The 26,180-nt window shown below is 35.3% G+C and carries 25 protein-coding genes and 1 riboswitch; of the genes, 23 read left to right on the top strand and 2 right to left on the bottom strand.

Features of this window, described 5'->3' with window-relative positions; all coding sequences use genetic code 11:
- Positions 1-125 precede the first annotated feature (125 nt).
- The 5 genes from panC (at position 126) to J5G60_RS01540 (ending at position 4,719) form a co-directional block, all read left to right on the top strand.
- Positions 126-980, top strand: coding sequence for a pantoate--beta-alanine ligase (gene panC, locus J5G60_RS01560; RefSeq protein ID WP_150355453.1), 855 nt, complete (start codon positions 126-128; stop codon positions 978-980).
- A 66-nt stretch (positions 981-1,046) separates the two neighbouring features.
- On the top strand, positions 1,047-2,003 hold the full coding sequence (locus tag J5G60_RS01555) for a bile acid:sodium symporter family protein (protein ID WP_150355454.1): 957 nt from the start codon (positions 1,047-1,049) through the stop codon (positions 2,001-2,003).
- 240 nt (positions 2,004-2,243) lie between these two features.
- A complete protein-coding gene (locus tag J5G60_RS01550) occupies positions 2,244-3,347 on the top strand; it encodes a helix-turn-helix domain-containing protein (RefSeq protein WP_150355455.1) in 1,104 nt (367 codons plus the stop codon).
- Between the two features lie 23 nt (positions 3,348-3,370).
- Positions 3,371-4,177 (top strand): MBL fold metallo-hydrolase, encoded by an 807-nt coding sequence (locus tag J5G60_RS01545; protein WP_150355456.1) that lies wholly within the window; start codon positions 3,371-3,373, stop codon positions 4,175-4,177.
- A 347-nt stretch (positions 4,178-4,524) separates the two neighbouring features.
- Positions 4,525-4,719 (top strand): hypothetical protein, encoded by a 195-nt coding sequence (locus J5G60_RS01540; RefSeq protein ID WP_150355457.1) that lies wholly within the window; start codon positions 4,525-4,527, stop codon positions 4,717-4,719.
- A gap of 168 nt (positions 4,720-4,887) precedes the next feature.
- Here J5G60_RS01540 and J5G60_RS18760 read toward each other — a convergent pair whose 3' ends face one another.
- On the bottom strand, positions 4,888-5,097 hold the full coding sequence (locus tag J5G60_RS18760; RefSeq protein WP_326839072.1) for a winged helix-turn-helix transcriptional regulator: 210 nt from the start codon (positions 5,095-5,097) through the stop codon (positions 4,888-4,890).
- Positions 5,098-5,369: 272 nt separating this feature from the next.
- On the opposite strand from J5G60_RS18760, the gene nifH reads away from it, so the two are divergent.
- The 9 genes from nifH to J5G60_RS01490 all read left to right on the top strand — a co-directional run bounded on the left by nifH (position 5,370) and on the right by J5G60_RS01490 (position 16,136).
- Complete coding sequence (gene nifH, locus J5G60_RS01530) at positions 5,370-6,209, top strand: nitrogenase iron protein (RefSeq protein WP_268905663.1); 840 nt, start codon at positions 5,370-5,372, stop codon at positions 6,207-6,209.
- A gap of 154 nt (positions 6,210-6,363) precedes the next feature.
- On the top strand, positions 6,364-6,690 hold the full coding sequence (locus J5G60_RS01525) for a P-II family nitrogen regulator (protein ID WP_150355459.1): 327 nt from the start codon (positions 6,364-6,366) through the stop codon (positions 6,688-6,690).
- 12 nt (positions 6,691-6,702) lie between these two features.
- Positions 6,703-7,095, top strand: a complete 393-nt coding sequence (locus tag J5G60_RS01520; RefSeq protein WP_150355460.1) for a P-II family nitrogen regulator — start codon at positions 6,703-6,705, stop codon at positions 7,093-7,095.
- Positions 7,096-7,118: 23 nt separating this feature from the next.
- A complete protein-coding gene (nifD, locus tag J5G60_RS01515) occupies positions 7,119-8,747 on the top strand; it encodes a nitrogenase molybdenum-iron protein alpha chain (RefSeq protein WP_150355461.1) in 1,629 nt (542 codons plus the stop codon).
- Entirely contained in the window at positions 8,747-10,108 is a 1,362-nt protein-coding gene (locus J5G60_RS01510) for a nitrogenase component 1 (protein ID WP_150355462.1), read from the top strand. Before nifD ends, J5G60_RS01510 begins: the two co-directional genes overlap by 1 nt.
- A gap of 93 nt (positions 10,109-10,201) precedes the next feature.
- Positions 10,202-11,560, top strand: coding sequence for a nitrogenase iron-molybdenum cofactor biosynthesis protein NifE (gene nifE, locus J5G60_RS01505; protein WP_150355463.1), 1,359 nt, complete (start codon positions 10,202-10,204; stop codon positions 11,558-11,560).
- A 22-nt stretch (positions 11,561-11,582) separates the two neighbouring features.
- Positions 11,583-14,276, top strand: coding sequence for a nitrogenase cofactor biosynthesis protein NifB (gene nifB, locus J5G60_RS01500; protein WP_106010206.1), 2,694 nt, complete (start codon positions 11,583-11,585; stop codon positions 14,274-14,276).
- A gap of 45 nt (positions 14,277-14,321) precedes the next feature.
- The gene (locus J5G60_RS01495; protein ID WP_106010185.1) at positions 14,322-15,356 is read left to right on the top strand and encodes a homocitrate synthase/isopropylmalate synthase family protein; all 1,035 of its coding nucleotides are present in this window, start codon (positions 14,322-14,324) and stop codon (positions 15,354-15,356) included.
- A gap of 30 nt (positions 15,357-15,386) precedes the next feature.
- Positions 15,387-16,136 (top strand): homocitrate synthase, encoded by a 750-nt coding sequence (locus J5G60_RS01490; protein WP_150355464.1) that lies wholly within the window; start codon positions 15,387-15,389, stop codon positions 16,134-16,136.
- Between the two features lie 81 nt (positions 16,137-16,217).
- Here J5G60_RS01490 and J5G60_RS01485 read toward each other — a convergent pair whose 3' ends face one another.
- Positions 16,218-16,424 (bottom strand): TOBE domain-containing protein, encoded by a 207-nt coding sequence (locus tag J5G60_RS01485; RefSeq protein ID WP_150355465.1) that lies wholly within the window; start codon positions 16,422-16,424, stop codon positions 16,218-16,220.
- Positions 16,425-16,723: 299 nt separating this feature from the next.
- On the opposite strand from J5G60_RS01485, the gene J5G60_RS01480 reads away from it, so the two are divergent.
- The 9 genes from J5G60_RS01480 (at position 16,724) to J5G60_RS01440 (ending at position 26,163) form a co-directional block, all read left to right on the top strand.
- Complete coding sequence (locus J5G60_RS01480; protein ID WP_150355466.1) at positions 16,724-18,178, top strand: class I SAM-dependent DNA methyltransferase; 1,455 nt, start codon at positions 16,724-16,726, stop codon at positions 18,176-18,178.
- 42 nt (positions 18,179-18,220) lie between these two features.
- Positions 18,221-19,054, top strand: coding sequence for a 4Fe-4S binding protein (locus J5G60_RS01475; protein WP_150355467.1), 834 nt, complete (start codon positions 18,221-18,223; stop codon positions 19,052-19,054).
- A gap of 207 nt (positions 19,055-19,261) precedes the next feature.
- Positions 19,262-19,858 (top strand): TraR/DksA C4-type zinc finger protein, encoded by a 597-nt coding sequence (locus tag J5G60_RS01470; RefSeq protein ID WP_150355468.1) that lies wholly within the window; start codon positions 19,262-19,264, stop codon positions 19,856-19,858.
- 64 nt (positions 19,859-19,922) lie between these two features.
- Positions 19,923-20,837 carry an AAA family ATPase gene (locus tag J5G60_RS01465; RefSeq protein WP_150355519.1) on the top strand — a complete coding sequence of 305 codons (915 nt, stop codon included), beginning with the start codon at positions 19,923-19,925 and terminating at the stop codon, positions 20,835-20,837.
- 2 nt (positions 20,838-20,839) lie between these two features.
- Complete coding sequence (locus J5G60_RS01460; protein ID WP_150355469.1) at positions 20,840-22,534, top strand: hypothetical protein; 1,695 nt, start codon at positions 20,840-20,842, stop codon at positions 22,532-22,534.
- A 298-nt stretch (positions 22,535-22,832) separates the two neighbouring features.
- The gene (locus J5G60_RS01455; RefSeq protein WP_150355470.1) at positions 22,833-23,429 is read left to right on the top strand and encodes a MarR family winged helix-turn-helix transcriptional regulator; all 597 of its coding nucleotides are present in this window, start codon (positions 22,833-22,835) and stop codon (positions 23,427-23,429) included.
- A gap of 73 nt (positions 23,430-23,502) precedes the next feature.
- A riboswitch (TPP riboswitch) is annotated at positions 23,503-23,602 on the top strand.
- A gap of 74 nt (positions 23,603-23,676) precedes the next feature.
- Positions 23,677-23,976: a hypothetical protein gene (locus J5G60_RS01450; RefSeq protein ID WP_150355471.1), complete on the top strand. Its 300-nt coding sequence runs from the start codon at positions 23,677-23,679 to the stop codon at positions 23,974-23,976.
- A gap of 265 nt (positions 23,977-24,241) precedes the next feature.
- A complete protein-coding gene (locus J5G60_RS01445; protein WP_268253953.1) occupies positions 24,242-24,937 on the top strand; it encodes a GntR family transcriptional regulator in 696 nt (231 codons plus the stop codon).
- Positions 24,938-25,389: 452 nt separating this feature from the next.
- The gene (locus J5G60_RS01440; protein WP_150355472.1) at positions 25,390-26,163 is read left to right on the top strand and encodes an acyl-CoA dehydratase activase; all 774 of its coding nucleotides are present in this window, start codon (positions 25,390-25,392) and stop codon (positions 26,161-26,163) included.
- The last annotated feature ends 17 nt before the right edge of the window (positions 26,164-26,180 follow it).

The following is a 26,180-nucleotide window of genomic DNA, read 5'->3' as shown; positions in this document are numbered from 1 at the left end:
TTTTAATTTTCTAATAAATATTTCACCTATAAAAAATTTGAAAAATTAAATAATACGTATTTTTTATTGAAAGCTTCTTTAAATAAGTGAAGTTGTATTAAAATTATGCTTTTTGGAGGAAAATAATGAAAACAGTAAAAACAATAAAAGAAGTCAGACAACAAGTCAGAGAATGGAAGAAAGAAGGATTATCCATAGGGCTTGTTCCTACAATGGGATGCCTTCATGAAGGACATAAAAGTCTCATAGACACAGCCGTGAAAGAAAACGATAAAGTGGTAGTCAGTGTTTTTGTCAATCCTATACAATTTGGACCTAACGAGGATTTTGGAACTTACCCAAGGAATATAGAACATGATAAAAAACTCTGTGAAAGTTCGGGAGCAAGCATGATATTTAATCCTGAGCCCTCAGAGATGTATTTTGGAAATAGATCTACCAATGTAGAAGTAGAGGGGTTAACGGAAGGATTATGTGGAGCTAAGCGCCCAGGACATTTCAGGGGAGTGTGTACTGTAGTTTCCAAACTATTTAATATAGTAACACCAGACATGGCTTATTTCGGAGAAAAAGACGCACAGCAATTAGCTGTAGTTAAAAGAATGGTAAGGGACTTAAATTTTGATGTCCAGGTTGTAGGCTGTCCAATAATAAGAGAAGAGGATGGATTGGCAAAAAGTTCAAGAAATACTTATCTTTCAAAGGAAGAAAGACAGGCAGCCTTAGTGTTGAACAAAAGTTTGAAAAAAGCAAAAAAACTATTGGAAGATGGTGAAAAAGATACATTGTTGGTTAAACGTGTAATTGAGCAGGAAATAAACAAGCAGCCTTTAGCCAGGGTAGATTATATTGAAATTGCAGATAGTGAATCATTGAGACCGGTTAAAAAAGCAAATGAATCTTTATTGGTAGCTATAGCAGTATTCATAGGAAAAACCAGGCTGATAGATAATTTTACATTTAGAACGGGAGAAAAATAAAATGCGGATGACAAGACAAAAAATATCCGATTATGAATCAAACTAAAAGTTTGGGAGAGATTTATCATGGACTTTATGGAAAAACTGGGGAAAGTGTTAAACAGATATTTTTCAGTGTTAATCATAGCTGTTGCGGTCATAGGACTTCTGCAGCCGAAGACCTTTTTATGGATTGTACCTGATATCTCAGTGTTTTTAGGAGTTATAATGTTTGGAATGGGTATTACTTTAAAAAAGGAAGATTTCAAAGAAGTGTTTACTAGACCTAAAGATGTATTTATAGGTGTAGCAGCCCATTATTGTATAATGCCCTGTGTAGCATATATACTGTGTTTGATTTTAAAACTGCCTAAAGAGCTGGCAGTAGGAGTCATTCTTGTAGGGTGCTGTCCAAGCGGTACCGCATCAAATGTAATGTGCTATATAGGCAGAGGAGATCTTGCACTTTCTATTTGCATAGGTGCAGTTTCTACAATACTTGCTCCGTTTTTAATGCCTATTTTAATATTACTTTTGGCAGGTAAATGGATTTCAATACCGATAATGGGATTGTTTATGGAAATTGTTAAGATAGTCATAGTACCTATACTTTTAGGTGTTATAGTAAATTGCATATTTGGAGAAAAAACGCAAAAAGCTGTAAAAGCACTTCCAATTGTATCAACTATATGCATAGCTTTGCTGGTTGGAGGAGTAATAAGTGCTAATTCAAAAAAATTATTGACAACTGCTGCAATTGCAATTGGTGCTGTAATTCTCCACAATTTATTTGGTTTCCTGTTTGGATATTTAGCAGGAAAAGTGCTTGGTATGAATGAAAGTAAAAGAAGAGCTGTATCATTTGAAGTGGGTATGCAGAATTCAGGGTTAGGGGTGACATTGGCCATGAGCTTCTTTTCACCGGCAGCTGCAATACCAGCGGCAATATTTAGTGTATGGCACAATATATCCGGTTCTGCTCTTGCAGCTTTCTGGTCCAGCAAAGAGATTGATGATAAAAAATCACAGGGTGTAATAATATAGGGTTTTCTCCCCTGTATAAAGCTAAAGCCAATGCTTGATAAAACTAAGCATTGGCTTATTATTTACGTTATTATAATATAAAAGACCAAGGTTGATTTATTCATAGTCAATTACAGATATTCAACTGCTGGTTGAATTTTTGCAATATGCTAAACTAGAAATCCGTAGATGAATTTAAAGGGTTAAGTTATAATGTATTTATAGAGCTCTATAATATAAAAATGCTGGAGTGAGTGGATTATGGGGAAATTGCAGATAGGTGAAATAGTATCAAAGCTTAGAAAAGAAAGAAAGATTACCCAGGAGCAGCTTGGAAAATATATAGGTGTTTCTACTGCGGCCGTGTCAAAATGGGAGATGGGCAATTCTTATCCTGATATTGAACTTCTTCCGGCACTTGCTTCTTTTTTTGGTGTTTCCATAGATAAGCTTTTAAATTACAGGATACAGCTGTCTGAAGAAGAAGTGATAGATATATTTAAAAAGTGTGAAGCACTTATGGCTGGAAAGGATATGGAAAAAGGCATTGAACTTGGCAAAAAATATATAGAGAAGTATAGTTCAAGTTATTTTCTGAAATTAAGAATAGGATTTTTGTACAATATGTATTCCTGGAGATGTAAAGACAAGGCAGAGGAAGATAAAATGGAGGATTATGCAAAAGAACTGTTTGAGGATATAGAGAAAAACTGCAGTGACAGAGATATAACTGAACAGGCGCTTTATGCGCTGAGCAGCATATATTCATCAAGAGGTGAAGATGACAGGGCAGTGGAGGTGCTCAACAAAATAAATAAAAGTGAATACCAGGTTGACTTCATGCTGGCAAATATATATTTGAAGAAGAAAGATACTTTAAATAAAGGGCGCAAAATCCTTCAGGGACAGCTTTGGAAGGATATATTTTATGTGAGTCTTATTTTAATGTGTCTTGCAAAATCCTATTGTGAAGACAAGAATAATCTTAAATTAGTGGAAAAATACCTCAATACGGCAGTTGACATTAAAAGGGCGTTTTCACCTGAAGCCGAGGCTGTACTTGGACTTCATATAGAATATATGAATTTTGCAAATGTGTATTTAAAAATGGGAGAAAAGGAAAAGGCCTTGGGCATGCTTGAAAAATGGATAGAGTATATTGAGGTAAACAACCTGAACGAAAAAGAGAAAATTTCTTCTGTATGGTGTTTTGATGAGCTTTCGGGAAACAAGCCAGGGTTTACACTGGATATGTATGAAAATATGAGCAAGCTTCTTGAGGATGATATATTTGATCCTGTAAGGGAAGACGACAGATTCGTACAGATTTCAGATAGAGTGAATAATATGAAAAAACATAGGTGATTTTAAGAAGGGGAGATGCAGAAGTGAAATTAAAAGTTTTAGTGGATAATAATACATATATTGACCAATATTATTATGGTGAACCTGCTGTTTCATATTATATTGAAGACGAGGATACTATATTGTTATTTGATGTAGGTTATTCTGATATATTTCTCAGAAATTCCGCTTCATTAGGTGTAGATTTAGAAAAAGTAAGTGTTATTATTATTTCACATGGCCATAATGACCACACTGGAGGGTTAAAATATTATTTTGAGCATCAGTATAAAAACAATATAAACATTATCGCACATCCAGATGCCTTTACAGAAAAATTTGAAGGAAATTTGAAAATCTGTTCTCCCATTTTACAGGGGGAACTAGAAAAAAAGTGCAATTTAATACTTTCAAGAAAACCTAAAAAAGTCAGTGAACACATAACTTTTTTAGGGGAAATACCGCAGACAAATAATTTTGAAAGAAGAAGACCTATTGGAAAACAAAATGTTGATGGAATTTTGGTTGAGGATTATCTGATGGATGATACAGCACTTGCATATAAAAGTAAAAATGGTATTTATATTATTACTGGATGTTCTCATAGTGGAATATGCAATATAATAGAATATGCAAAGAAAATATGTAAAGATAATAGAGTATTGGGAGTTATAGGTGGGTTTCACTTATTTGAAATAGATGAGCAGGTTAATAAGACTGTTAATTATTTAAGACGAAACAACATAAAAGAGTTATATCCATGTCACTGTACATCCTTTGTCGTTAAAGCGGAGATAAATAAATTTTTACCTGTGAAAGAAGTTGGAGTAGGGTTGGAAGTGAATTGGTAAAACTATTTGAATTGATTATTTCATAAAAAAAGTAAAAATAATTTAAAACTCTATATAAAGTTTAAGGCTGTATGGAATAGTGAAAAGCTATTCCAATTATTTTTGCTTAAATGAAGAACCAAAAGTGAACTTAACTTATCTAATATGTAAATATAAAATATGATCATATTTTAAGATGGAGGCTAAGATGGGATATATAGACTTAACAAAATTGGCTAAGAGGGCTAAGAAAGGTGACAAGGAAGCTTTTGGCAGACTTATAAAGATCTGATAATACAAAGACTGTAGTTACAGAGGTTTTTCCTGTAACCGGCGGAGATATAGTTCCCGATAAATTTGATTTCAACATGAATTTTGCCAGAGATGATAATTTAAAAGGAAACTGGAATTTTAGAATTCCATTAGTAAAACAGAAAATACAGGATAAGGTTGATATTTTCAGATTAAATAAGGATATAAAAAAAGGCTTTAATTCAGTTATATGTATAGGTAATTATGATGAAATGTACGAAGAAATTGGACAGATAAATTTAAAGAAATAAATAGAAAGTTTAAATTTATTTATGATGAACAGTGCTAAAAAATAGTGAAATTTAAATTGAGTTAACCTCTGTTATTAAAATTTATAAGTACATAGCTGTGTTGGAAAATTCAACATGGTTATGTATTTATTTTTATGTAGATTATATTTAGGGCATGTATTTTTTACCTCAAAGGCATAGCTCATATAATATGTTTTCCAAGGATTTTCCTCTGTTAGTGGGTAGATATTCAACTTTAGGCGGAATTGTTGTATAGGGAATTCTTTCAATAAGGTTATCCATCTCCAATTTTTTTAATTCCTGTGATAATATTTTATTACATATGTTCGAAATAGATTTTTTCAGTTGACCGTATTTGATTGGTTGTTCTTTTAATATATGTCATAATATTATTGCTCTCCATTTGCTCCCAATGACGGTCATTGTAAATCCTATTATAAGTACCCATATTTTTTGTGTTTAATAGTGAACATATTATACAACGAGTATAAGTGGATAATTATTAAACAATATTTTAAAGCACTATATTATTGATATGTTATCATTTACAATATATTTATTTTGATAAATTAATAATTTTATCTATTGCATTTTTGAAAAAGTTGTGTTATATTTTTTGAAATATATAATGATTGATCATATTAAAATTTATAAGTGAGGAGATATGTAGAATGAGACAAGTAGCTATTTATGGAAAAGGTGGAATTGGAAAATCCACTACAACGCAAAATCTTACTTCAGGACTGGCAGAAATGGGAAAGCACATAATGGTAGTAGGTTGTGATCCGAAGGCGGATTCAACCAGGCTTCTAATGGGTGGACTAGCTCAGAAGACAGTTTTGGATACTCTGAGAGAAGAAGGTGAGGATGTTGATCTGGATTCAATATTGAAAAGTGGATTTGAAAACATAAAATGCGTTGAATCCGGAGGACCGGAACCGGGAGTCGGCTGTGCCGGAAGAGGCATTATAACTTCAATTAATATGCTGGAGCAGCTGGGAGCTTATACGGATGATTTGGACTATGTTTTCTATGATGTATTAGGTGATGTTGTCTGTGGTGGATTTGCAATGCCTATACGTGAAGGAAAGGCCAGAGAAATATATATAGTGGCCAGTGGTGAAATGATGGCCATGTATGCGGCAAACAACATATCGAAAGGTATAAGTAAATTTGCAAATGCAGGTGGAGTTAGATTGGGAGGTATAATATGCAACAGCAGGAAGGTTGCCAATGAGAGAGAGCTTCTTGATGCATTTGCAAAGAAACTTGGCAGCCAACTGATATATTTTGTACCGAGGAGCCCGGAGGTTACGGAGGCGGAGATAAATAAGCAAACTGTTATACAATATAATCCAGAGGCCAAGCAGGCAGATGAATACAGGGCACTTGCCAAGGCCATAGATGGGAATGACATGTTTGTAATACCAAAGCCGATGGCACAGGATGAACTGGAAGCCATAATGATGGAACATGGTCTTATGGATTGAGGTCATAATATGAAAGTACAGCTTATAGAGAATAAAATAATAAAGTGTATCCCTAAATTTTGAGGCGATTTAAGGGATACACCCAAAAAAGTACCAGAATCGACTAAATTCTAATACAATGTAAGTTTAACACAAAAAAGGGGAGTGTTCAATAATGTTAATGGTAAAAGCTATTATAAGGCCGGAAAAATCTTCAATTGTACTTTCGGAATTATGTGATGCTGGTTTCCCGGCAGTTACCAAGCTTGATGTGACGGGCAGAGGTAAACAGAGAGGGGTAAAAGTTGGAGAAATATTTTATGATGAAATACCGAAACAGATGCTGCTGATAGTGATAAAAGATGAGGACAAGGATGATATTATAAGCATAATCACTAAGAATGCGAAAACCGGGACCAAAGGAGCCTTTGGAGATGGAAAGATATTTGTAACTCCTGTAGAAGAAGCATATACAATAAGTTCAAATACAGAGGAATTATAGGGGGAAAGCGGCATGAAAGAAATTATGGTTATTATCAGAATGGATATGGTGGGCAGGACAAAAGATGCTCTTGCCAAAATTGGTTTTCCTTCTATTACATGTAAAAAGGTGCTTGGCAGAGGCAGAAAAAAAGTTGATTTTTCTATTATCCAGGATTTTATCAGTGAAAAAGATATACTGGAGGCATCGGGCAGGAAAATTGCAGAACAGATATCTGAAACCCACAGACTCATTTCCAAAAGATTGGTAATTATATTGGCAAAGGACGAAGATGTAAAAAAGGTTGTAGATACTATAATAGAGACTAATAGAACGGGAAATCCCGGAGATGGAAAAATATTTGTAACAAAAGTGACAGACATAGTTAGGATAAGGACAGAAGAAACAGGAGACGCTGCTATTTAATTTTTGTGAAAGGATGGGATTTTATGAGAAAAAAATTAGATAAAGTAGTAAATGAGGTTTTGGAACCATATCCGGCTAAAACCTATAAAAAGAGAAAAGAGCATATTGTTATAAAGACGGAAGAATCTCCAAACCCGGTCATTACAGCTAATGTAAGGACTATACCAGGTGTGATTACAGCCAGAGGATGCTGTTATGCCGGTTGTAAAGGCGTTGTTATGGGACCTATAAAGGATATGGTACACATAACCCACGGACCTATAGGGTGCTGTTTTTATACCTGGGGCGGAAGAAGATTCAAGTCAAAAGCTGAAGAAGGTGGACAAAATTTTAATGAATATGTTTTTTCTACGGATATGGAGGAAAAAAATATAGTCTTTGGCGGAGTTGACAAATTAAAAAATGCAATAAAGGAAGCAGTTGAAATTTTTCATCCCAAGGCCATAGGTGTATATGCAACATGTCCTGTTGGACTTATAGGTGATGATATAAATGCAGTAGCACGGGAAGCCTCGAAACTCTATGGAATTGATGTTCTTGCCTTTAACTGTGAAGGTTATAAAGGTGTAACACAATCTGCAGGTCACCATATAGCAAACAATACGGTTATGAGTGAAATAATAGGAAAGGGAAACGGCCAGCATAAAAAGTATTCAGTAAATATACTGGGAGAATACAATATAGGCGGGGATTCCTGGGAAATTGAAAGAATTCTTGAGAAAATAGGCTATAATGTGATTACAGCTCTTACAGGAGATGCAAGTTATGAGCACATTCAAAATGCCAATCTTGCAGATGTGAATCTGGTGCAGTGTTATAGATCAATCAACTATATAGCAGGCATGATGCAGACCAAGTATGGTATACCATGGATCAAATGCAATTTTATAGGCATAAAGGGAACAATTGATACCCTGAGGGAGCTGGCAGCAGTCTTTGATGATCCATATCTGTATAAAAAAACAGAAGAGATCATTGCAGAAGAACTTGCTGAAATTGAAACAGACATAGATTACTATAAAGAGAGATTAAAAGGCAAGTTGGCTTGTTTATATGTAGGCGGCTCAAGAGCCCAGACATATCAGGTTCTGCTAAAGGATCTTGGTGTAAAAACCATTCTTGCAGGCCATGAGTTCGGACATCGTGACGATTATGAAGGAAGTGAAGTTATTCCAACTATAAAAGTTGATGCGGACAGCAAGAATATTCCTGAAATAACTGTAGAGCCGGATAAAGAAAAATATCGTGTTATAGTACCAAAGGAAAGAGCAGAAGCTCTTAGAAAAGAAGGTGTGCCAGTATCTTATTACGGCGGATTGGAAAAGGAAATGGATAATGATACGGTGATAATAGACGATTTAAATGCCCACGAAATGGAAAAATTCATAAGAGAACTCCATCCTGATATGTTTCTGACAGGAATAAAGGAGAAGTATGTAATTGAAAAAATGGGAGTGTTGTCAAGGCAGCTTCACTCCTATGACTATACAGGACCTTATGCAGGATTTAAAGGTGCAGTTGTATTTGCCAGAGAACTGGCAAGGGGAGTTTATACTCCGGCATGGAAGTATTTGACTCCGCCCTGGAAAAAACAACCTTTAATAGAGGGAAAATTGTCGGATGAAGCAGCAGTTTCAGGAGGTGAAAAATAATGTTAGATGCAACACCAAAACAATTAGTAAAAAGAAAAGCTTTGAGAATAAATCCAGCCAAAACCTGCCAGCCAGTTGGAGCAATGTATGCAGCCCTTGGAATTCACAATTGCCTGCCGCACAGCCACGGTTCCCAGGGATGCTGTTCTTATCACAGGACGGTGCTTTCAAGACATTTCAAAGAGCCGGCATTGGCTTCCTCGAGTTCATTTACTGAAGGTGCCTGTGTGTTTGGCGGTGGTTCAAATGTAAAGACAGCTGTTAAGAATATATTTGCAATGTACAATCCAGATATAATAGCCATCCACACCACATGTCTTTCTGAAACCATAGGAGATGATCTTCCTACTTATATAAGGGACATGGAAATACCGGAAGGAAAGCTGGTTATTCATACAAATACGCCAAGTTACGTGGGATCACATGTCACCGGATTTTCAAACATGGTAAGAAGTATGGTGCAGTATCTTTCGGTAAACAGTGGAAAGAAAAATGGGAAATTTAATATAATTCCTGGCTTTGTAGGACCTGCTGACATGAAAGAGATGAAAAGAATATTCAGACTTATGGATATCCCATATATAATATTTCCTGATACCAATGGAGTGCTTGATGCACCAAATACAGGCGACTATAAAGTATTTCCTGAAGGCGGTACCAGGGTTAAAGATATAATAGATGCTGGAAATTCGGATATGACTATAGCTTTTGGGAGCTATTCTTCAGAAGATGCAGCCAAGAAATTGGAGACTAAATGCAAAGTTCCCTTCAAAACATTAGAGGTTCCCATTGGAATTGATGCAATGGATGATTTGATTATGACATTAGCTAAAATTACAGGAAAGCCTGTGTCTGAAGAAATTGAGGAAGAAAGAGGTCAGCTTCTTGATTTAATCCTTGACTGTGCTCAATACTTCAACGGTAAAAAGGCAGCTGTAGTTGGAGATCCAGATGTTGTAATTCCACTAGTTCAATTTTTAATAACCCTGGGAATGACCCCCAAATATGTAATAACAGGTACTCCTGGAGCATTATTTGAGAAAAAGATCAAAGCCATTATGGATAAAGCCGGTATAGAGGGAATTGTAAAAGCTAATAGTGATTTCTTTGAGATGCATCAGCTTATAAAAAATGAAGGCGTGGATCTTTTGATATCCAATACCTATGGAAAATTTATTGCCAGAGCAGAAGACATTCCGTTTGTCAGATTTGGATTTCCTGTAATGGACAGGTATGGACATCAGTACACTCCTAAAGTGGGCTACTCCGGTGCCATAGATTTGGTAAGGAGAATGTGTGATGCAATGCTCGACAAGGATGACAGAGAGTGTAAAGAGGAGGATTTTGAAGTAGTACGATAAATCATATGAATTAAAGACTGGTTTGGATTCAGGCATCACCTTGAATCCAAACTTGATATTATAAGTACTTTTTATTTAATGGAGGGGATCTTTATGGAAAATATTCAGTTGAGATTGGAAGCCGAGAAAGCTGAAATTATAGAAGATAGAAGAGAATTTGTATGTTACAACTCCAAAAATAAGAATTCAAAGATCAGATGCGAAGAAAACAGTGTTTCCGGTGCAGTTAGCCAGAGAGCCTGTGTGTACTGTGGCGCAAGAGTAGTACTAAATCCTATAACAGATGCCTTCCATTTAATACATGGACCAATAGGGTGCGCAGCTTATACCTGGGACCTGAGGGGCAGCCTGTCTAGCGGTTCGGAATTGTTCAGAAACAGTTTTTCAACGGATTTAAGTGAGACAGATGTCATATTTGGAGGAGAAAAAAAGCTGAGGGAAGCTGTTGATGAGATAGTTAAAAAATTTCATCCCAAGGTTATTTTCATATATGCCACCTGCATAGTGGGAGTTATAGGTGATGACATAGATGCAGTCTGTAGAAATGCTGAAGAAAAATATGGAATAAGGGTAATACCTGTAAAGTCGCCAGGATTTTCAGGGAATAAATCCACAGGTTACAGAGCTGCCTGTAATGCTATATTGAAGCTCATAGGAGATAAAAAAAGTGATAAGAAAGTGAGCGGAATAAACTATCTTGGGGATTTCAATCTGGCAGGAGAAGTCTGGGTAGTGGAAAATTATTTAAAGAGAATAGGCATTGATATTGTTTCAAAACTTACAGGTGATGGAAAAGTTGACGAAATAGTCAAGGCACCTGAGGCAAAGCTCAATATAGTTCAATGTGCCGGTTCCATGGGATATCTGGCCAAGCAGATGGAGGAATTATATGATATTCCATTTATAAAAACAAGCTTCGTGGGACTTGAAGATACTGAAAATTCACTGCTTCAGGTTGCAAATATTGTGGGAGATGAGGAAACTGTAGAAAGAGCTCGGGAACTTATAAAGGCTGAAAGTGAAAAAATACAGCCGGAGCTTGATTATTACAGGGGCAGACTTAAGGGTAAAAAAGCAGCTATATATGTAGGCGGAGGTTATAAGGCCATATCTCTTATAAAGCAGTTCAGGGATCTGGGAATGGAAACTGTAATGGTGGGAACACAGACTGGAAAACCTGAGGACTATGAAATAATAAGGCAGATTACAAAAGATGGAACAGTAATACTTGATGATGCAAATCCCTATGAACTTGAGAAATTCATGGTGGAAAAGGGAGCAGATGTACTTGTAGGCGGCGTCAAAGAGAGGCCTCTTGCATATAAGCTGGGAGTTGCATTTTGCGATCATAATCATGAGAGAAAGCACATACTTGGGGGATTTCAGGGTGCTATAAATTTTGCAAAAGAGATAGATTTAACTGTAAACAGCCCTGTTTGGGACTATGTATAAAAAATTTGAGGAGATGATTGGAATGGGTAATAAAAAACTGGTCAATGTGGATGTAAATCCGTGTAAAATGTGCATGCCCATGGGAGGAGTAATGGCTTTTAAGGGAATAGAAAACAACATGGTTATTTTACATGGCTCTCAAGGCTGCAGTACTTATATAAGAAGACATATGGCAACTCATTATAATGAACCTGTTGATATAGCATCATCTGCTCTTACCGAACAAGGCACTGTGTATGGAGGTACCAAAAATCTTAAAAAAGGTCTTAGAAATATGATTAAGATGTACGAGCCCACTACTATTGGTGTAATGACAACCTGTCTTGCGGAGACTATAGGAGAAGATACAAAAAGAATTGTAGAAGAATTTTATGAAGAAGAAAAGGATAATGAAAAGATAAAGCATATAAAAATAATAACTGCTTCAACTCCAGGATATGGAGCCACTCAGGCCGAGGGATACTATACGGCACTGAGGAGTATTGTTGAACAAGTCTGTGAGAAATCTGAAAGTACAGGTAAATTGAATATAATATGTGCCAACCTGAATCCGGGAGATGTGAGAAATATAAAGAGAATACTTGATGATTTCAAGATAGGATATACAATTTTACCGGATGTGTCAAATACCCTCGATTCTGCACATAATGACAAATACAGGAGGATACCGAAGGGCGGCACAAAAATAGAGGATATTAAAAAAATGCCTGGAGCAGCAGCCACTATTGAAATGGGAGTTACCGTATCCGATGAAAAGTCTCCAGGAATGTATTTGCAGAATGAGTACGATGTACCTCTTTATAAATGCCCTATTCCCATTGGCTTTAGAAATACGAACCAGTTTATCGACCTGGTATCGAAGTTGACTGGAGTTCCTATTCCAGAGGAATATGTAGTTCAGAGAGGAAGATATCTGGATGCCATGATTGACAACCATAAGTATACAGGGGAAGCCCGGGTGATGCTGTATGGCGAGCCGGAGCTTGTATATGCAGTTGCCAGACTCTGTCTTGAAAATGGGATACTTATAAAGATGGCTGCAATGGGATCTAAAAATCCTGAACTTCGCCGCAGACTCAAGGAGGAACTTAAAGTTCAAAAGGAAGATTCCATAGTTTTGGATGATACGGATTTTGGCACCATGGAAAGTTATGCAGAAAAGCTGAAAATCAATTTGATGCTTGGAAATTCCGATGGAAGGAGGATGGCAGGAAAACTGAAGCTGAAATTGATAAGGATAGGATTTCCTATACATGACAGGGTTGGCGGTCAGAGACAGGTTATAACCGGATACACGGGTTCTTCGTTTTTAATAGATTCTGTGGCAAATGCAGTTCTGGAGCATACTCAAAATACTTATAGGGAAAAGGCATATAATGATTTTTATGCACCTATGGCAAAAATGGAGAAAGAAGAAAAATCAGTTGGCGATAAAACCTGCACTCATCCGTGTTTTGGAGACAACGCACATAAATTTGCCAGAATGCACATACCTGTTGCACCTAAATGCAATATAAGCTGTAATTACTGCAGCAGAAAATATGACTGTGCAAATGAAAGCAGACCAGGAGTTACAAGCGGGGTGCTTAGTCCTGAGGAAGCCCTTCAAAAATTCAAGGCGGTGAAAAGCAAGATTAAAAACCTGACTGTGGTGGGAATAGCAGGACCTGGAGATGCTCTTGCAAACTTTGATGAAGTGAAAAAATCTCTTGAACTCATAAGACAGTATTCTCCTGAGACAACTTTCTGTCTTTCAACCAACGGGCTTATGCTTCCTTTCTATGTAAATCAGCTGATAGAGCTTGGAGTGTCGCATGTTACAGTTACGATAAATGCTGTAGACAAGAAAATAGGGGCAAAAATATACAGGGAAGTCAATTATTTAGGACATAAATATACAGGGGAAGAGGGAGCTGAAATACTTTTAAACAACCAGCTCGCAGGGCTCAAGTATCTCTGCTCGAAAGGCATAGTATGCAAAGTAAATACAGTTATGCTCAAGGGTATAAATGACAATCACATAGTGGAAGTTATAAAAAAGGTAAAAGAGTGCGGGGCATATATGACAAATATAATGCAGATGATACCTGTACAGGGAAGCAGATTTGAAGATCTGCCGCTGGTTTCAAATGTGGAATTGAATGAAATGAGAAAAAAATGTGAAGTTGATATAAAGCAGATGTATCACTGCAGGCAGTGCAGGGCAGATGCCATAGGAACTCTGTCGGAGGATCACTCTATAGATTTTAGGAATATAGGCTGCGAAGGCTGCATAAGCAAGTGCTCCGGTAAAGTAGAAAAAAATGAGCCTGAAGAAACTGCCCCTGAGGGTGGAAAATATAAGTTTGCAATTTCTTCTAAATCGGGCATTAACATAGATCAGCATTTTGGGCATGCTAACGAATTTTATATATATTCCTATGACCAGGGCAGCATAAGACTTCTGGAAAAAAGAAATGTAGATAAGTATTGTATGGGAATTTATGATTGTTTGGATCAGGAAGATAAAATGTCTAAAATAATGAGGACTATAGGTGACTGTGATGGAGTAATCGTGCTGAGAATTGGAGATGATCCCAGAGAAAAGCTGGAGGCGAAGAATATAAAGGTTATGGAGATGTATGATTCCATAAACAGGGCGGTGGTAAAAGCTGCAAAGGAACTTGAAAAAGCTGCCGAACCTGAAATTTTGTCTATTACTGAGATTGATAACTGATAATTTTCAACTGTGAATTGTGAATTGAATGAGGGGGTGTATAAAATGTCCATTGTAATAGACAAACATAGAAAGATCATTATAGACAGAACATTGCCTGAAATTGTGAAAGCAAATAGAAACATTGATCTAAAACTGACAGCCGAATTTCTTGCGCTTATTAAAGATCTGGGAGTGGATTTTATAGAAATAAACCAGGAAGTGGTTGAAAAAATCACGGAACTGCCAGAAGGACTCAAATATATATGCAGATTTGAAAATGCATTTGACGCACAAAAATTTAAATATGTCATTTTAAATTATAAAAAGCTGAGATATTTGGATGAAAATTCTCTGGAAAAATTAAAAGACAAGAAAATAATGCTTGAAGTCAGTATCAGGGATTTAGATAAAATTGCTATGGAGGAATCTGATAAGATATTCAACAGCATGGATGTGGTGTGTATTAGAGTAAAAGATGTGGTAAAATACAATTTATCAGGCTGGAGTAGATTTATAGAAGGTATAAAGGACAGATTTTCTGTCTATGTTGATTTTTGTGCAAGCAATAAATATTATATGGCCACTTCTGTCAGTCTGGAAGCCTGTGTCGACGGAGCGGACTCTGTATCTACAGCTTTTAATGGACAAATTTACAATATGGCACCCCTGGAGGAAGTTGTTTTAGCCCTTAAAATCATAAAAAATGGAGAGCTTCACGGTAATTTAAAATTACTGGCAAAAGCGGTGGGAGTTTATGAAAAACTTACAGATAAAAAAGTATCCCCCATGAAAGCTGTAATAGGAAAAGATATTTTTAAATACGAATCGGGAATTCATGTGGATGGAATAGAAAAAAATCCTCGAAATTACGAACCTTACAATCCCTGTGATATAGGTGGAACGAGAACCATGTATATAGGCAAACATTCGGGTAAAAAGGCTGTCATGGTCAAATTGAAAGAACTCAATGTGGACTATGAGGGTGTGAATATTGAAAAATTTTTGGATAAAATAAGAAAAGTGAGTACTGAACTCAAGAGAAATATTTTGGATGATGAATTGCTCAAAATGTTCAACGACTTTAAAAAATCAGCTTGAAGTAGAGCTTATCTGAAAGAAGGTGTGATTGTGGATGTAAAGATAGTTGATACTACTTTAAGAGACGGCGAGCAAAAAGCTGGTATAGCTTTTGGAGTAAATGAAAAAGTGAGAATTGCAAAACTTATCGATGACATGGGAATTTATCAAATAGAAGCGGGCTGTCCGGCTATGGGCGGATATGAGAAGGAAAGCATTAAAAGAATTGCAGGTTTGGGATTAAAAAGCAGGATATCTTCATGGAACAGGGCAAATATCAAGGATATAGATGCATCCATAGATTGCAATGTTGATATAATTCATATATCTATTCCGACATCTGATCTGCAGATTAGTTCAAAACTGGGAAAAGATAAGAAATGGGTTTTGGACAGAGTAAAAAGGTGTGCTGCCTATGCCCTTGACAGAGGCTTTGAAGTCACCATAGGGATGGAGGATGCCAGCAGATCGGATATAAATTTTTTAATTGAATTCTGTAGTGCTGTTTCTGAAATGGGAATTAAAAGGGTGAGATATTCAGACACAGTTGGAATATCTTATCCCAGGAGGGTATTCTACAGTGTAAAAAAATTGATGCAGGAAGTACCTGTGGAAATTGAAATACACGCCCATGATGATTTTGGGATGGCTCTTTCAAATTCTCTCGGAGCAGCTGAGGCGGGGGCTAAATTTGTGGACTGTACTATATCCGGAATAGGTGAAAGAGCTGGGAACTGTGATTTTCTGAAATTTATGCAGGTGTTGAATGTAATTGTTGGTATGTCAAGAGCGCCTCTATAAAAGGCGTTCTTTTTATGGATATTTTTTATTCATAAAGGCAGTCATCATACATTATAAAAAATTTTATACAAGTAAGCCATACTAGATCATAATCATTACATTTGATGCTTTGATCACTGCCGTGGCTTCAGATCCTACTTTAAGTCCCAAGTTTTTTATTGCATCCATAGTTATGATGGAGCATATCTTGTTCCCATTTCCTATATCTAGTATTACCTCACCATTTACAGCTCCCTCCTTGATTTCAATTATTTTTCCCTTTAGTTGATTTCTCGCACTAATTTTCATGATTATATCTGTTCCTCCTTTGTGTTTATTTTATATATAAGTTTTTCTTATTAGAGTCTAATTATACTATAATTTAGAAAAATTTCATAACAGATGATTGTTATGAATATTTTATCAAAGAAACCATTAATAAGCTAGTATTTTGACGGATTTCGATTGTAAATACAGCCTAAGATATTATATGCTTGAAATATGTGCATAAACTAAATTTAGTAAAAAACTTTTATTTTCAGTACTTTATAGTATACTTAAATCAGGAGAGTTGAAAAAATTCATCTATATAATATAGGAGATAGCAGATGATCACGGGTGAATTGAAGAATAAAATAGATAGAATATGGGAGATATTCTGGACCGGAGGTATTACAAATCCGCTGGAGGTAATAGAGCAGTTTACATATCTTCTGTTTATAAAAGATCTAGATGATAATGAAACTTTAAATGAGAGCAATACTGAGCTTACTGCAGCCAAATTAAAAAAAACATTTCCGGAAAGTAAACAATATTTGAGGTGGAGTAGATTTAAGAATGAAGAAGCAGGGCAGCTGTACAAAATAGTGTCTGAAGGGGTTTTTCCTTTTATAAAAAACGTTTATGGAAATAGAAGCTCTGCATATTCAAAGTACATGTCAGATGCCATTTTCAAGATACCTACAGATCTTATGTTGTCTAAGATAGTTGATGCCATAGACAAACTTGATTTAGGCGTTGGAGATGTAGAGGGAGATCTCTATGAGTATCTGCTTTCTAAAGTTTCCACTTCAGGTACCAATGGTCAGTTCAGAACCCCAAGGCATATAATAAAGATGATAACTGAGTTGATGAAACCTACGCCAGAAGACATTATAGTTGACCCTGCAATGGGTACTGCAGGTTTTCTAGTTGGAGCAGAGGAATATTTGAGGAATAATTACAGTGATTTATTTTCAATATCCAGGCTAAAAGATCACTTTGACAACAAGATGTTCAATGGATTTGACATTGATAGAACTATGCTTAGAATTGGTGCCATGAATATGATGCTTCATGGAGTTGACATTCCAAATATTGAATATAGGGACTCTCTTTCTAAAAAAAACAGAGACATCGGAAAATATACGCTTGTTATGACAAATCCTCCTTTCAAGGGAAGCCTCGATTATCAGGCAGTTTCTGGAGATCTTTTAAAAATTACTAAAACTAAGAAGACGGAGCTTTTGTTTCTGGCACTTTTTTTGAGAATATTAAAGATTGGGGGAAGGTGTGCTTCTATTGTGCCAGAAGGGGTGCTGTTTGGATCTACCAAAGGTCACAAGGAGGTAAGAAAAGAAATAATAGATAACAACAAGCTGAAAGCTGTTATAAGTATGCCAAGTGGAGTTTTCAAACCTTATGCAGGAGTATCCACAGCGGTTCTTATATTTATAAAAACGGGCAGCGGTGGAACAGACAAGGTATGGTTTTATGATATGAAGTCAGATGGATTTTCGCTGGATGACAAGAGAAGACCTGTGGCAAACAACGATATACCTGATATAATAGCAAGATTCAACAACTTGGAAGGTGAAACGGATAGAAAGAGAACTGACCAGAGTTTTTTTGTGCCTGTATATGAAATAAGAGAAAATGACTATGATCTTTCTATAAACAGGTATAGGGAAGTAGAATATAAGGAAGTTCATTACGATGAGCCTAAAGTTATTCTTGACAGAGTAAAGAGACTTGAAAAAGAGATATCAGATGGTATAGATGAATTGAGTAAAATGATTGATTGATTATATTATAATCTTAAATTGTGGTGATATGGGGGGATAATAGTGAATAGACAGGATTTAATAAAAGCCGCAGAGGATTTTGTTGAGAACTCAAAGTACAATTATATAGGTAAGAAAGAAGCTATTTCAGAAGATGTCATAGGGATGAAAATTTTCGAGAAACCGATCTTGGCATTTGGATCTGCCAGTGACGAGTATTTTTTACTGTTGAAGAAACCGTATGCAGTTGGAAAACATTTTATGGCACCGAAAGAATGGCTTCCAAACTCTAAGACTGTTATATCCTTTTTTCTGCCTTTTAGTGAAACAGTCAGGAAGGGAAATAAAAGGGACATGTTGTGGCCTTCTAGAGAGTGGCTTCATGGGCGTATTGAAGGCCAAAATTTTTTAAATAAACTTTGCAATCATTTGAAATCAAAATTAATGGAAGAAGGATATGATAGTGTAGTACCTTCCTTGGATGAAAGGTTTTGGTCAGTGAAATTTGAAGGTAGTCCACTACATCCTGAATTGTCCTTTACAAGCAACTGGTCTGAGAGGCATGTAGGTTTTGTATGCGGTCTTGGATCATTTGGACTTTCAAGGGGGCTTATAACGCAAAAGGGCATAGCCGGAAGAATTGGAAGCATTGTTACAGAATTATATTTATCTCCTGATGAGAGAAAATACAAGGACATATATGAATACTGCATAATGTGCGGTAAATGTGCTGAGAATTGCCCCTCCAGGGCCATATCCGTAGAAAGAGGAAAAGATCATATTGCCTGTGCCAGATTTTTAGATGAAACATCTGAAAAATATTATCCCAGGTATGGATGTGGAAAATGCCAGGTTGAAGTACCCTGTGAATTTAAAATACCTAGGGGAAGTTACTAGGTCAAGTGATTTCTAGGTTCAGATGCAGTCTGCTAGTGAGAAATGCTTTTTTTCATCTGAACCTCATTCGAAGCTCTGAAGAAAAATACTAGGTATAAAAATATGTTGAAAAAATTAAAGAAAAATTTTGGCTTATAGAATAAACCTTCATCATTTTAGCTAAAATATATGTATGTTGAAATAATTATGAAGGGAAGTTTTATAACTATGGATAATAATTTACTGGAAAAGTTCAAGAATAAATTGAAATCACAAAGAAGGGAAGCAGAGGATCTATTGATACAGATGGAAAGGAATGACACTATAAAGTCCAATGAAGAATTTTCTTCTGAACTGTCTGCTTATGACAATCACCCTGCAGATAGTGCCAGCAGCCTGTACGATAAAGAGAGAGGATTGGCTTTTCAAAAAAATGAGGAAATTATTATAGGGAAGATAGACAGTGCATTGAAGAATATGGAAGACGGTACCTATGGAATATGTAAAAAATGCGGCAAAGAGATAGAAAAGGAACGTTTGGAATATGTTCCCTATGCAGAATACTGTGTTCACTGTCAAAAAAATATGGACAATTTAAAGCCTGTAGAAACAAAAAATAGACCTCCGGAAGAAGATGTACTTGAAGATGTCATGGAGGACGGATATGATAGGCATACTGAATTTGATGCGGAGGACAGCTATCAGGCAGTTGGAAAATTTAATAAAAGGAAAAATATAGTAGAGGAATACAGGGATGAAGATGAGGAATATGTGGAACCAGTGGAGTCAATAAGCAATGACCAATATAAAAATCAACTTCCTTAATGTATATTGAATGACTTGAAGTTATGCTTAAAATATTGATATTGAATAGTTGGAGGTGTTAATTATATTAAATTTTTTGAGAGGAGAGGGAATTGATGAAAAATTAATTTCTGAAATAGAGTGTTACCGAAATTTTTATAAGGTGAATCCTGATATAAAATACAGAATACCCAAACCTAAATACAATTATTACGGGAAAGAAATTTGGGAGGAGGCAATTACAGCTGTTCTCTGTGGAGAGAATCTTCTTTTAGTTGGTCCTAAGGCAAGTGGAAAAAATGTTTTTGCAGAAAACCTGGCAGCTGCTTTTGGGAGGCCCATCTGGGATATTTCTTTTCATGTCAATACGGATTTTTCATCTCTTGTGGGAGCTGATACATTTAAAAATGGACAAGTCATTTTTAGAAAAGGTCCAATTTATGAATGTGCCACATTGGGAGGCTTCGGAGTTCTTGATGAGATCAATATGGCGAGGAATGAATCCATTGCACTTCTTCATGCTATCCTGGATTTTCGAAGAATTATTGACATACCAGGTTATGACAGAATCCCTCTGGAAGATGCTGCCAGATTCATTGCTACGATGAATTATGGATATGCAGGTACTAGAGAACTTAATGAAGCTCTGGTTTCGCGTTTTATGGTTATTGAAATGCCAACAATTTCTTCCAAGAATCTTATGAAGCTGCTTAAGCGAGAATTTCCTAATATGAAAGATAAATATCTTGAACAATTTATAGGTCTGTTTAAGGATCTTCAAAAGAAAAGTGAAAGCTCGGAGATCTCTACGAAATCCGTAGATCTAAGGGGGCTTATTTCTTCTATTCATCTTATAGACAAGGGCTTGAAAGCATCTGAGGCTTTGAAAATGGGCATTACAAATAAATCTTTTGATGGCTTTGAAAGAGAGATTATAGAAGACGTTATTCGCCTGAGAATACCAGAACGGGCGGAAAGGAGTGAAATTTTTACAGATTAACTATGCAGGAACAAAATGATGAGATAAAAAGAGCCAATAATATTATATGGAATGCTTCGTCTGATTACTCCTTCAATTCAAAAAAAAAGGCATATGATAAAAATGGAAAAGCTGATCTTTACTTGAATTATATTATAGGAGCTGTTCATAAATACTATGACTATTCACTTTTAGAGGGATTTTTTAACTATTTAAAAAAAGACACTAACTGTGAATTATTGGAAGAGTTGACATGGATAGCTTTAGAAAATTGTACTTATAAAAAAGCAAAAAATGAACGACTAGTTCTTGAAAATCTGCGGCGTGATTATTCAAAAAAATTTCTTGACGGGTGTAATCCAGATTTGTCTTTTGACATTATAGATCAGATCAAGATAGCTCATTTTGAAAGAGCGTTGGGTGAAAAACCTAATACAACAAATCTAGCACTTACCATTTTAAATGATTTAGAGTTTGATGAACATATGAATACAAAGCAGATTATATCTCGTATGAAGGAGATTATAAAAGTTTATTTTCAATATGGACCCCGCTTTTTATCAAAAAATATACTTCCAACATCACATAAGGACAGAAGTATTTTTCAAGTAAAGGTGAAGGGAGCGAATTCTAGGCATAATTCATTTTTTAAACGTCCTAAAAATGAATTACGCAGAGCTTTTAGTTGGCTTAAATCTGTAGATCAAATCAATAAATACGATAGAAAATTTATGCAGGGGTATTATGGAGTTTCCATTTTGCAAGAACCGCGGATAAAGGCTTTAGAAAAAATTTTGTGTGTTGGAAACCATAAAAATTGTCATGTTCATTTTACAAGAGGGGATTTTGATGTTCATATTGAAAGTAATATTAGTACAGTTAAACATCGAGATGATGTTTTAAAACAAAGAGAAAAAAATAATATACATTATAATGAAAATTTTGCAAGAAATAATAATAACATCTTAAAGTTGACGAATAAAATTAAAAATGTAATGCTCATTAACCGTGAATCTTCCTGCAGAGCGGAAAGGGGAAAACTTATAGTAGGAAAGATTTGGAGAAGTCTTTATCTTTATGACAATAAAATTTTTATAAAAAATCTTAAAAATGATGTCAGAGATCTAACGGTGGATATAATGCTGGATGCATCATTATCACAAAAAAATCGTCAGGAAATTATTGCAACGGAAGGATATATCATAGCTGAAAGCCTTACACGCTGCCAAATTCCTGTAAAAGTCTACTCTTTTTGCAGTTTTCACGATTATACAATTATCAATCTTTTTCGTGATTATGATGAAGTTGACAAGAACAATAGGATTTTCAATTATACGGCTTCAGGATGTAATAGAGACGGTTTGGCTATACGTACTGCACTTCATATGATGAAAAAATTAAACTGCAGACATAAAATGCTCATAGTCCTATCTGATGGGAAACCCAATGATATGCAGTGTATCCCTGCAAGTGGAACCAATCCTGTTGAATACAGTTATTCAGATGATATGGGTGTAAATGACACTGCTTTGGAAGTGAGGAAAGGTTTGCAGCAGAATGGAGTTTACGTCCTTGGTGTTTTCACAGGACGTAATGAAGATCTTCCTGCTGCCAAAAAGATATACGGCCGCAATTTAGTGTATATAAAATCTCCAAAAAGATTTGCTGATATAGTTGGGATCGTGCTGCAAAATAAATTGAATAACATGTATGAGTAAAAATTAGGTAAATGATCAAAGATATTATGTACAATTTGAAAACATATAAAATTTATAATAAGTGGACTTTGGAGGAATTCAAACATGAAAAAATATATAAACTAAAAGTAATAGGGCCACTTGGAAATGTGGAAAAGACTGTTGAGAACATAATTAGACTATTGAAGTTGAAGCAGTAAAAAGTTTTCACAAATTATAGTCATGTACTTGACAAGTTAATTTTAAATCATTATACTATAGTCAAGTACTTGACAAAAATACCTAGGTAATTAAAATTAGTGAAAGGAAGGTATTTCACATGAGTGAAATAAGAGAAGAAATTTTAGAACAGTTTGTACATCTGCATACATTGCTGCATCGCTGTCAAATGAAAAATTTTAAAAATTTTGGACCATGGGGTAACCCCCACAGAGGACAGGGACGTGTTCTTTCAATTCTGAAGATGAAACCTGAGATCAGCCAGAAAGAATTGACCTATCTTTTAGATATGAGCAGGCAGGCCCTGGCGGAACTTTTGAGTAAACTAGAAAAAAATGGATATATTGAGCGTAAGACGTCAGAGGAAGATCGCCGCAGCTTCAATATAAAACTGACTGAAAAAGGTGCTGCAGCAGCCGGTAAGATGGACGATGATACATCGCCTGAACTGGATAAGGTGTTTGACTGTCTGAGCGATGAGGAACTGTCCAACCTCAGTGAATATCTCAAGCGTATTATTGAAGGGCTTCAAAAGCAATTCGGAGGCGACAACGAGGATTTTCGCAAACAGATGCTGGAGAAATTTATGGAACATGGCCATCACCTTAGAGAACACGGAGATGTTTTTTTTGGAGGCGGATTTCATCATGGGTGGTGCGGCAGACATGACAAAGACATGGAAAAAGAGAGAGATTGATATTGTTTCAGCTGTTTTAGCAAAAGATTTGACCAAAGTATAATATATCAAGATGAAATATAAAATTTAATATATGTGTTTGCAGAGGAACCATTTTGGTTGAGAAGGCTAAAACCTGACTCTTTGAACCTGTTTAAGTTAATACTGGCGTAGGGAGCAAATTAATTATTTTAATAATTATAAAGTGTTTATTGTTTCCCAATAAGCACTTTTTTATTTGATTATATGTAAAAAGGAGAGAGGATAAATGACAAATTTCTTGGAGAATGAAAATGTAGTTAAAAAGCTGGAACAATATTTACAATGTTTTAAAAACAAGAGTATAGGTATAAGTGTAGAAGGTAGATTAAGTAGATTGTTATCTTATAATAAAGCTATATTTTATAAAAATGCTAAAAGTATTGTAATAGACTCGGAACATAAGGATAATAAATTTGAGTTGGAGTTATCTTCTATAAAAAGCTGTACTAAAGAGGTTTGCGGAGGATTACAGGATGTACTGATAATATTGTATGACAATACATATATACAAATTTATAATAAGTAATTAAATTGTGATAAATTTAAAGTGAAAATGTAAATATGGTGTGGACAAGATTTATCCAAAAGTAGTTGCTGCTTAACCTGTCATGCTGTAAAACTGGGAGGTTTAGAACTAGAAATTAATGCCACAGCATTTGCAAATACTGCGGCATTAATTATATAATGATATTTACGGAATTAAAACTTTGTTAAAAATCGTATAGAATGTATAAATTATATAATACTAGTTTTTCTATATGATAATCAAAAAATTTAAAGAGGAGAATCGTATGGATTATATATCAAACAACAAGCAACCAATTAGTGTAAAACAAGTATATAGAAGTATTCGAGATAGAATATTAAATCTTGATTTGGAGCCGGGACAAAAAATTAGTGAAAATCAAATGTGCAGAGAGTATGATGTTTCACGTTTTATCATCCGTAATGTATTTACACGTTTAGATCAATTGGAATTATTAACTGTATATCCGCAGAGGGGAACCTATGTAAGTTTAATCGATATAGATTATATAGATGATCTACTAGTACTTAGAACTGCAGTGGAAAAAGAAGTACTGTATGAAATGTTTACAAAGCTCGAAGAAGATAAGAGACTGTCATTGGTGGAAGGACTGGAAAAAAACTTAAAATTACAAAATAATTGTCGAAATATGACATCATATAGTAAAAATTTTCAAGACTTAGATTCTCAATTTCATAAGATTATAATTGACAGTGTAAAACGTTACAGACTGGTAAAAATTTTGGAGAATCCAATGCTTCATATTATAAGATGGCGTAATTTCGATGTAGCTTTTGTTAATAAAATGCCTGAAATAATAGAAGAACATAAAGCCGTAGCAGATGCAATTAAGGAAAATAATTTAAATAAAGCTCAACATGCTATAGAAAAGCATTTGGAAACTAATGCTGGGATGATTGACAGGGCAAAAAAAGAATATCCCCAATATTTTACAAAATGAAAATTATGTATACAAATGTATATATAGAGGTGTTCAATCATTCGAAAGGAGTAGAATCAATTTAAATAAGCTGTCACGGATGTGAGCTGCTTCATGTCAAGTAGACAAATGAAAAAATAAAAAATTTTTGTATCTCCAGCCATGTTTATTTTGTTGGAGATATTTTTATGCTGCTCTATTATTTAGATAATCCCTAATATTCCAAGGGATTTCAATTCCTGTTTTGTAATAGCTTTGCTGATAAATAAATTAATAACTTCAAATCTTTGTGAAATTATTTACAAATAAAAAAGAATGTGCTACTATATACTTGTGAACTTGTTAACAAGGATACAAGAATACAAGGATACAAGAACGGGATATTATAGGATAAATATATGAATATGTTAATTGATATTGATAAGGATTGATTTACAGAATTTGTATTACAAATAAAGGAGGAATCCTCAAGTATGTATACACTGGGAGTTGATATAGGATCAACAACATCAAAATGTGTCATCTTGAAAGATGGAAAAAAAGTAATTGCTTCTTCCATCGTAACTGCAGGAACTGGAACAAAAGGACCTGATAAGTCAAGAAAAAAAGTATTAGAAAAATCTGGATTGAAACAAGATGATTTAAGATATGTTGTAGTGACAGGATATGGAAGATCTACCTATGCTTATGCTGATGCAGAAATAAGCGAATTAACTTGTCATGCATTGGGGGCTCAGCACGTATTCCCTGATGCAAGGACAATTATTGATATTGGTGGACAAGATGCAAAAGTTCTTAGCTTGAATGAAAAAGGTAGAATGGTAAATTTCTTGATGAATGATAAGTGTGCAGCAGGAACAGGAAGATTTTTGGATGTTATGGCTAGGATTTTGCAGCTGGATATTGGTGATTTGGAAGTCAAGGCGGCAGCGGCAAAACATCCTGTTAAAATTTCCAGTACCTGTACTGTATTTGCAGAATCGGAAGTGATATCTCAATTGGCAGCCGGAGTTGAATTGAATGATCTTGTTGCCGGAATCTGCAGCTCTGTAGCAAGTCGAGTTGCCTCTCTTGCAAAGCGTATTGGGATAAGGGAAAAGGTTTGTATGAGCGGCGGTGTAGCTCGCAATGGCGGGGTTAGAGATGCCATGTCAAAGGAACTGGGAGTAGAAATTTTTTATTCACCTTCTGCTCAATTGATGGGTGCACTTGGTGCAGCATTAGCTGCTTATAATAAAGTGGATTAAAAAGAAGGAGGAGTTAG

The organism is Clostridium sp. HV4-5-A1G (genome assembly GCF_900184915.1).
GTDB lineage: Bacteria > Bacillota > Clostridia > Clostridiales > Clostridiaceae > Clostridium_B > Clostridium_B aromativorans.
The sequence above is the reverse complement of the archived record's forward strand: the minus strand, read 5'-3'. Positions and strand labels throughout refer to the sequence as shown.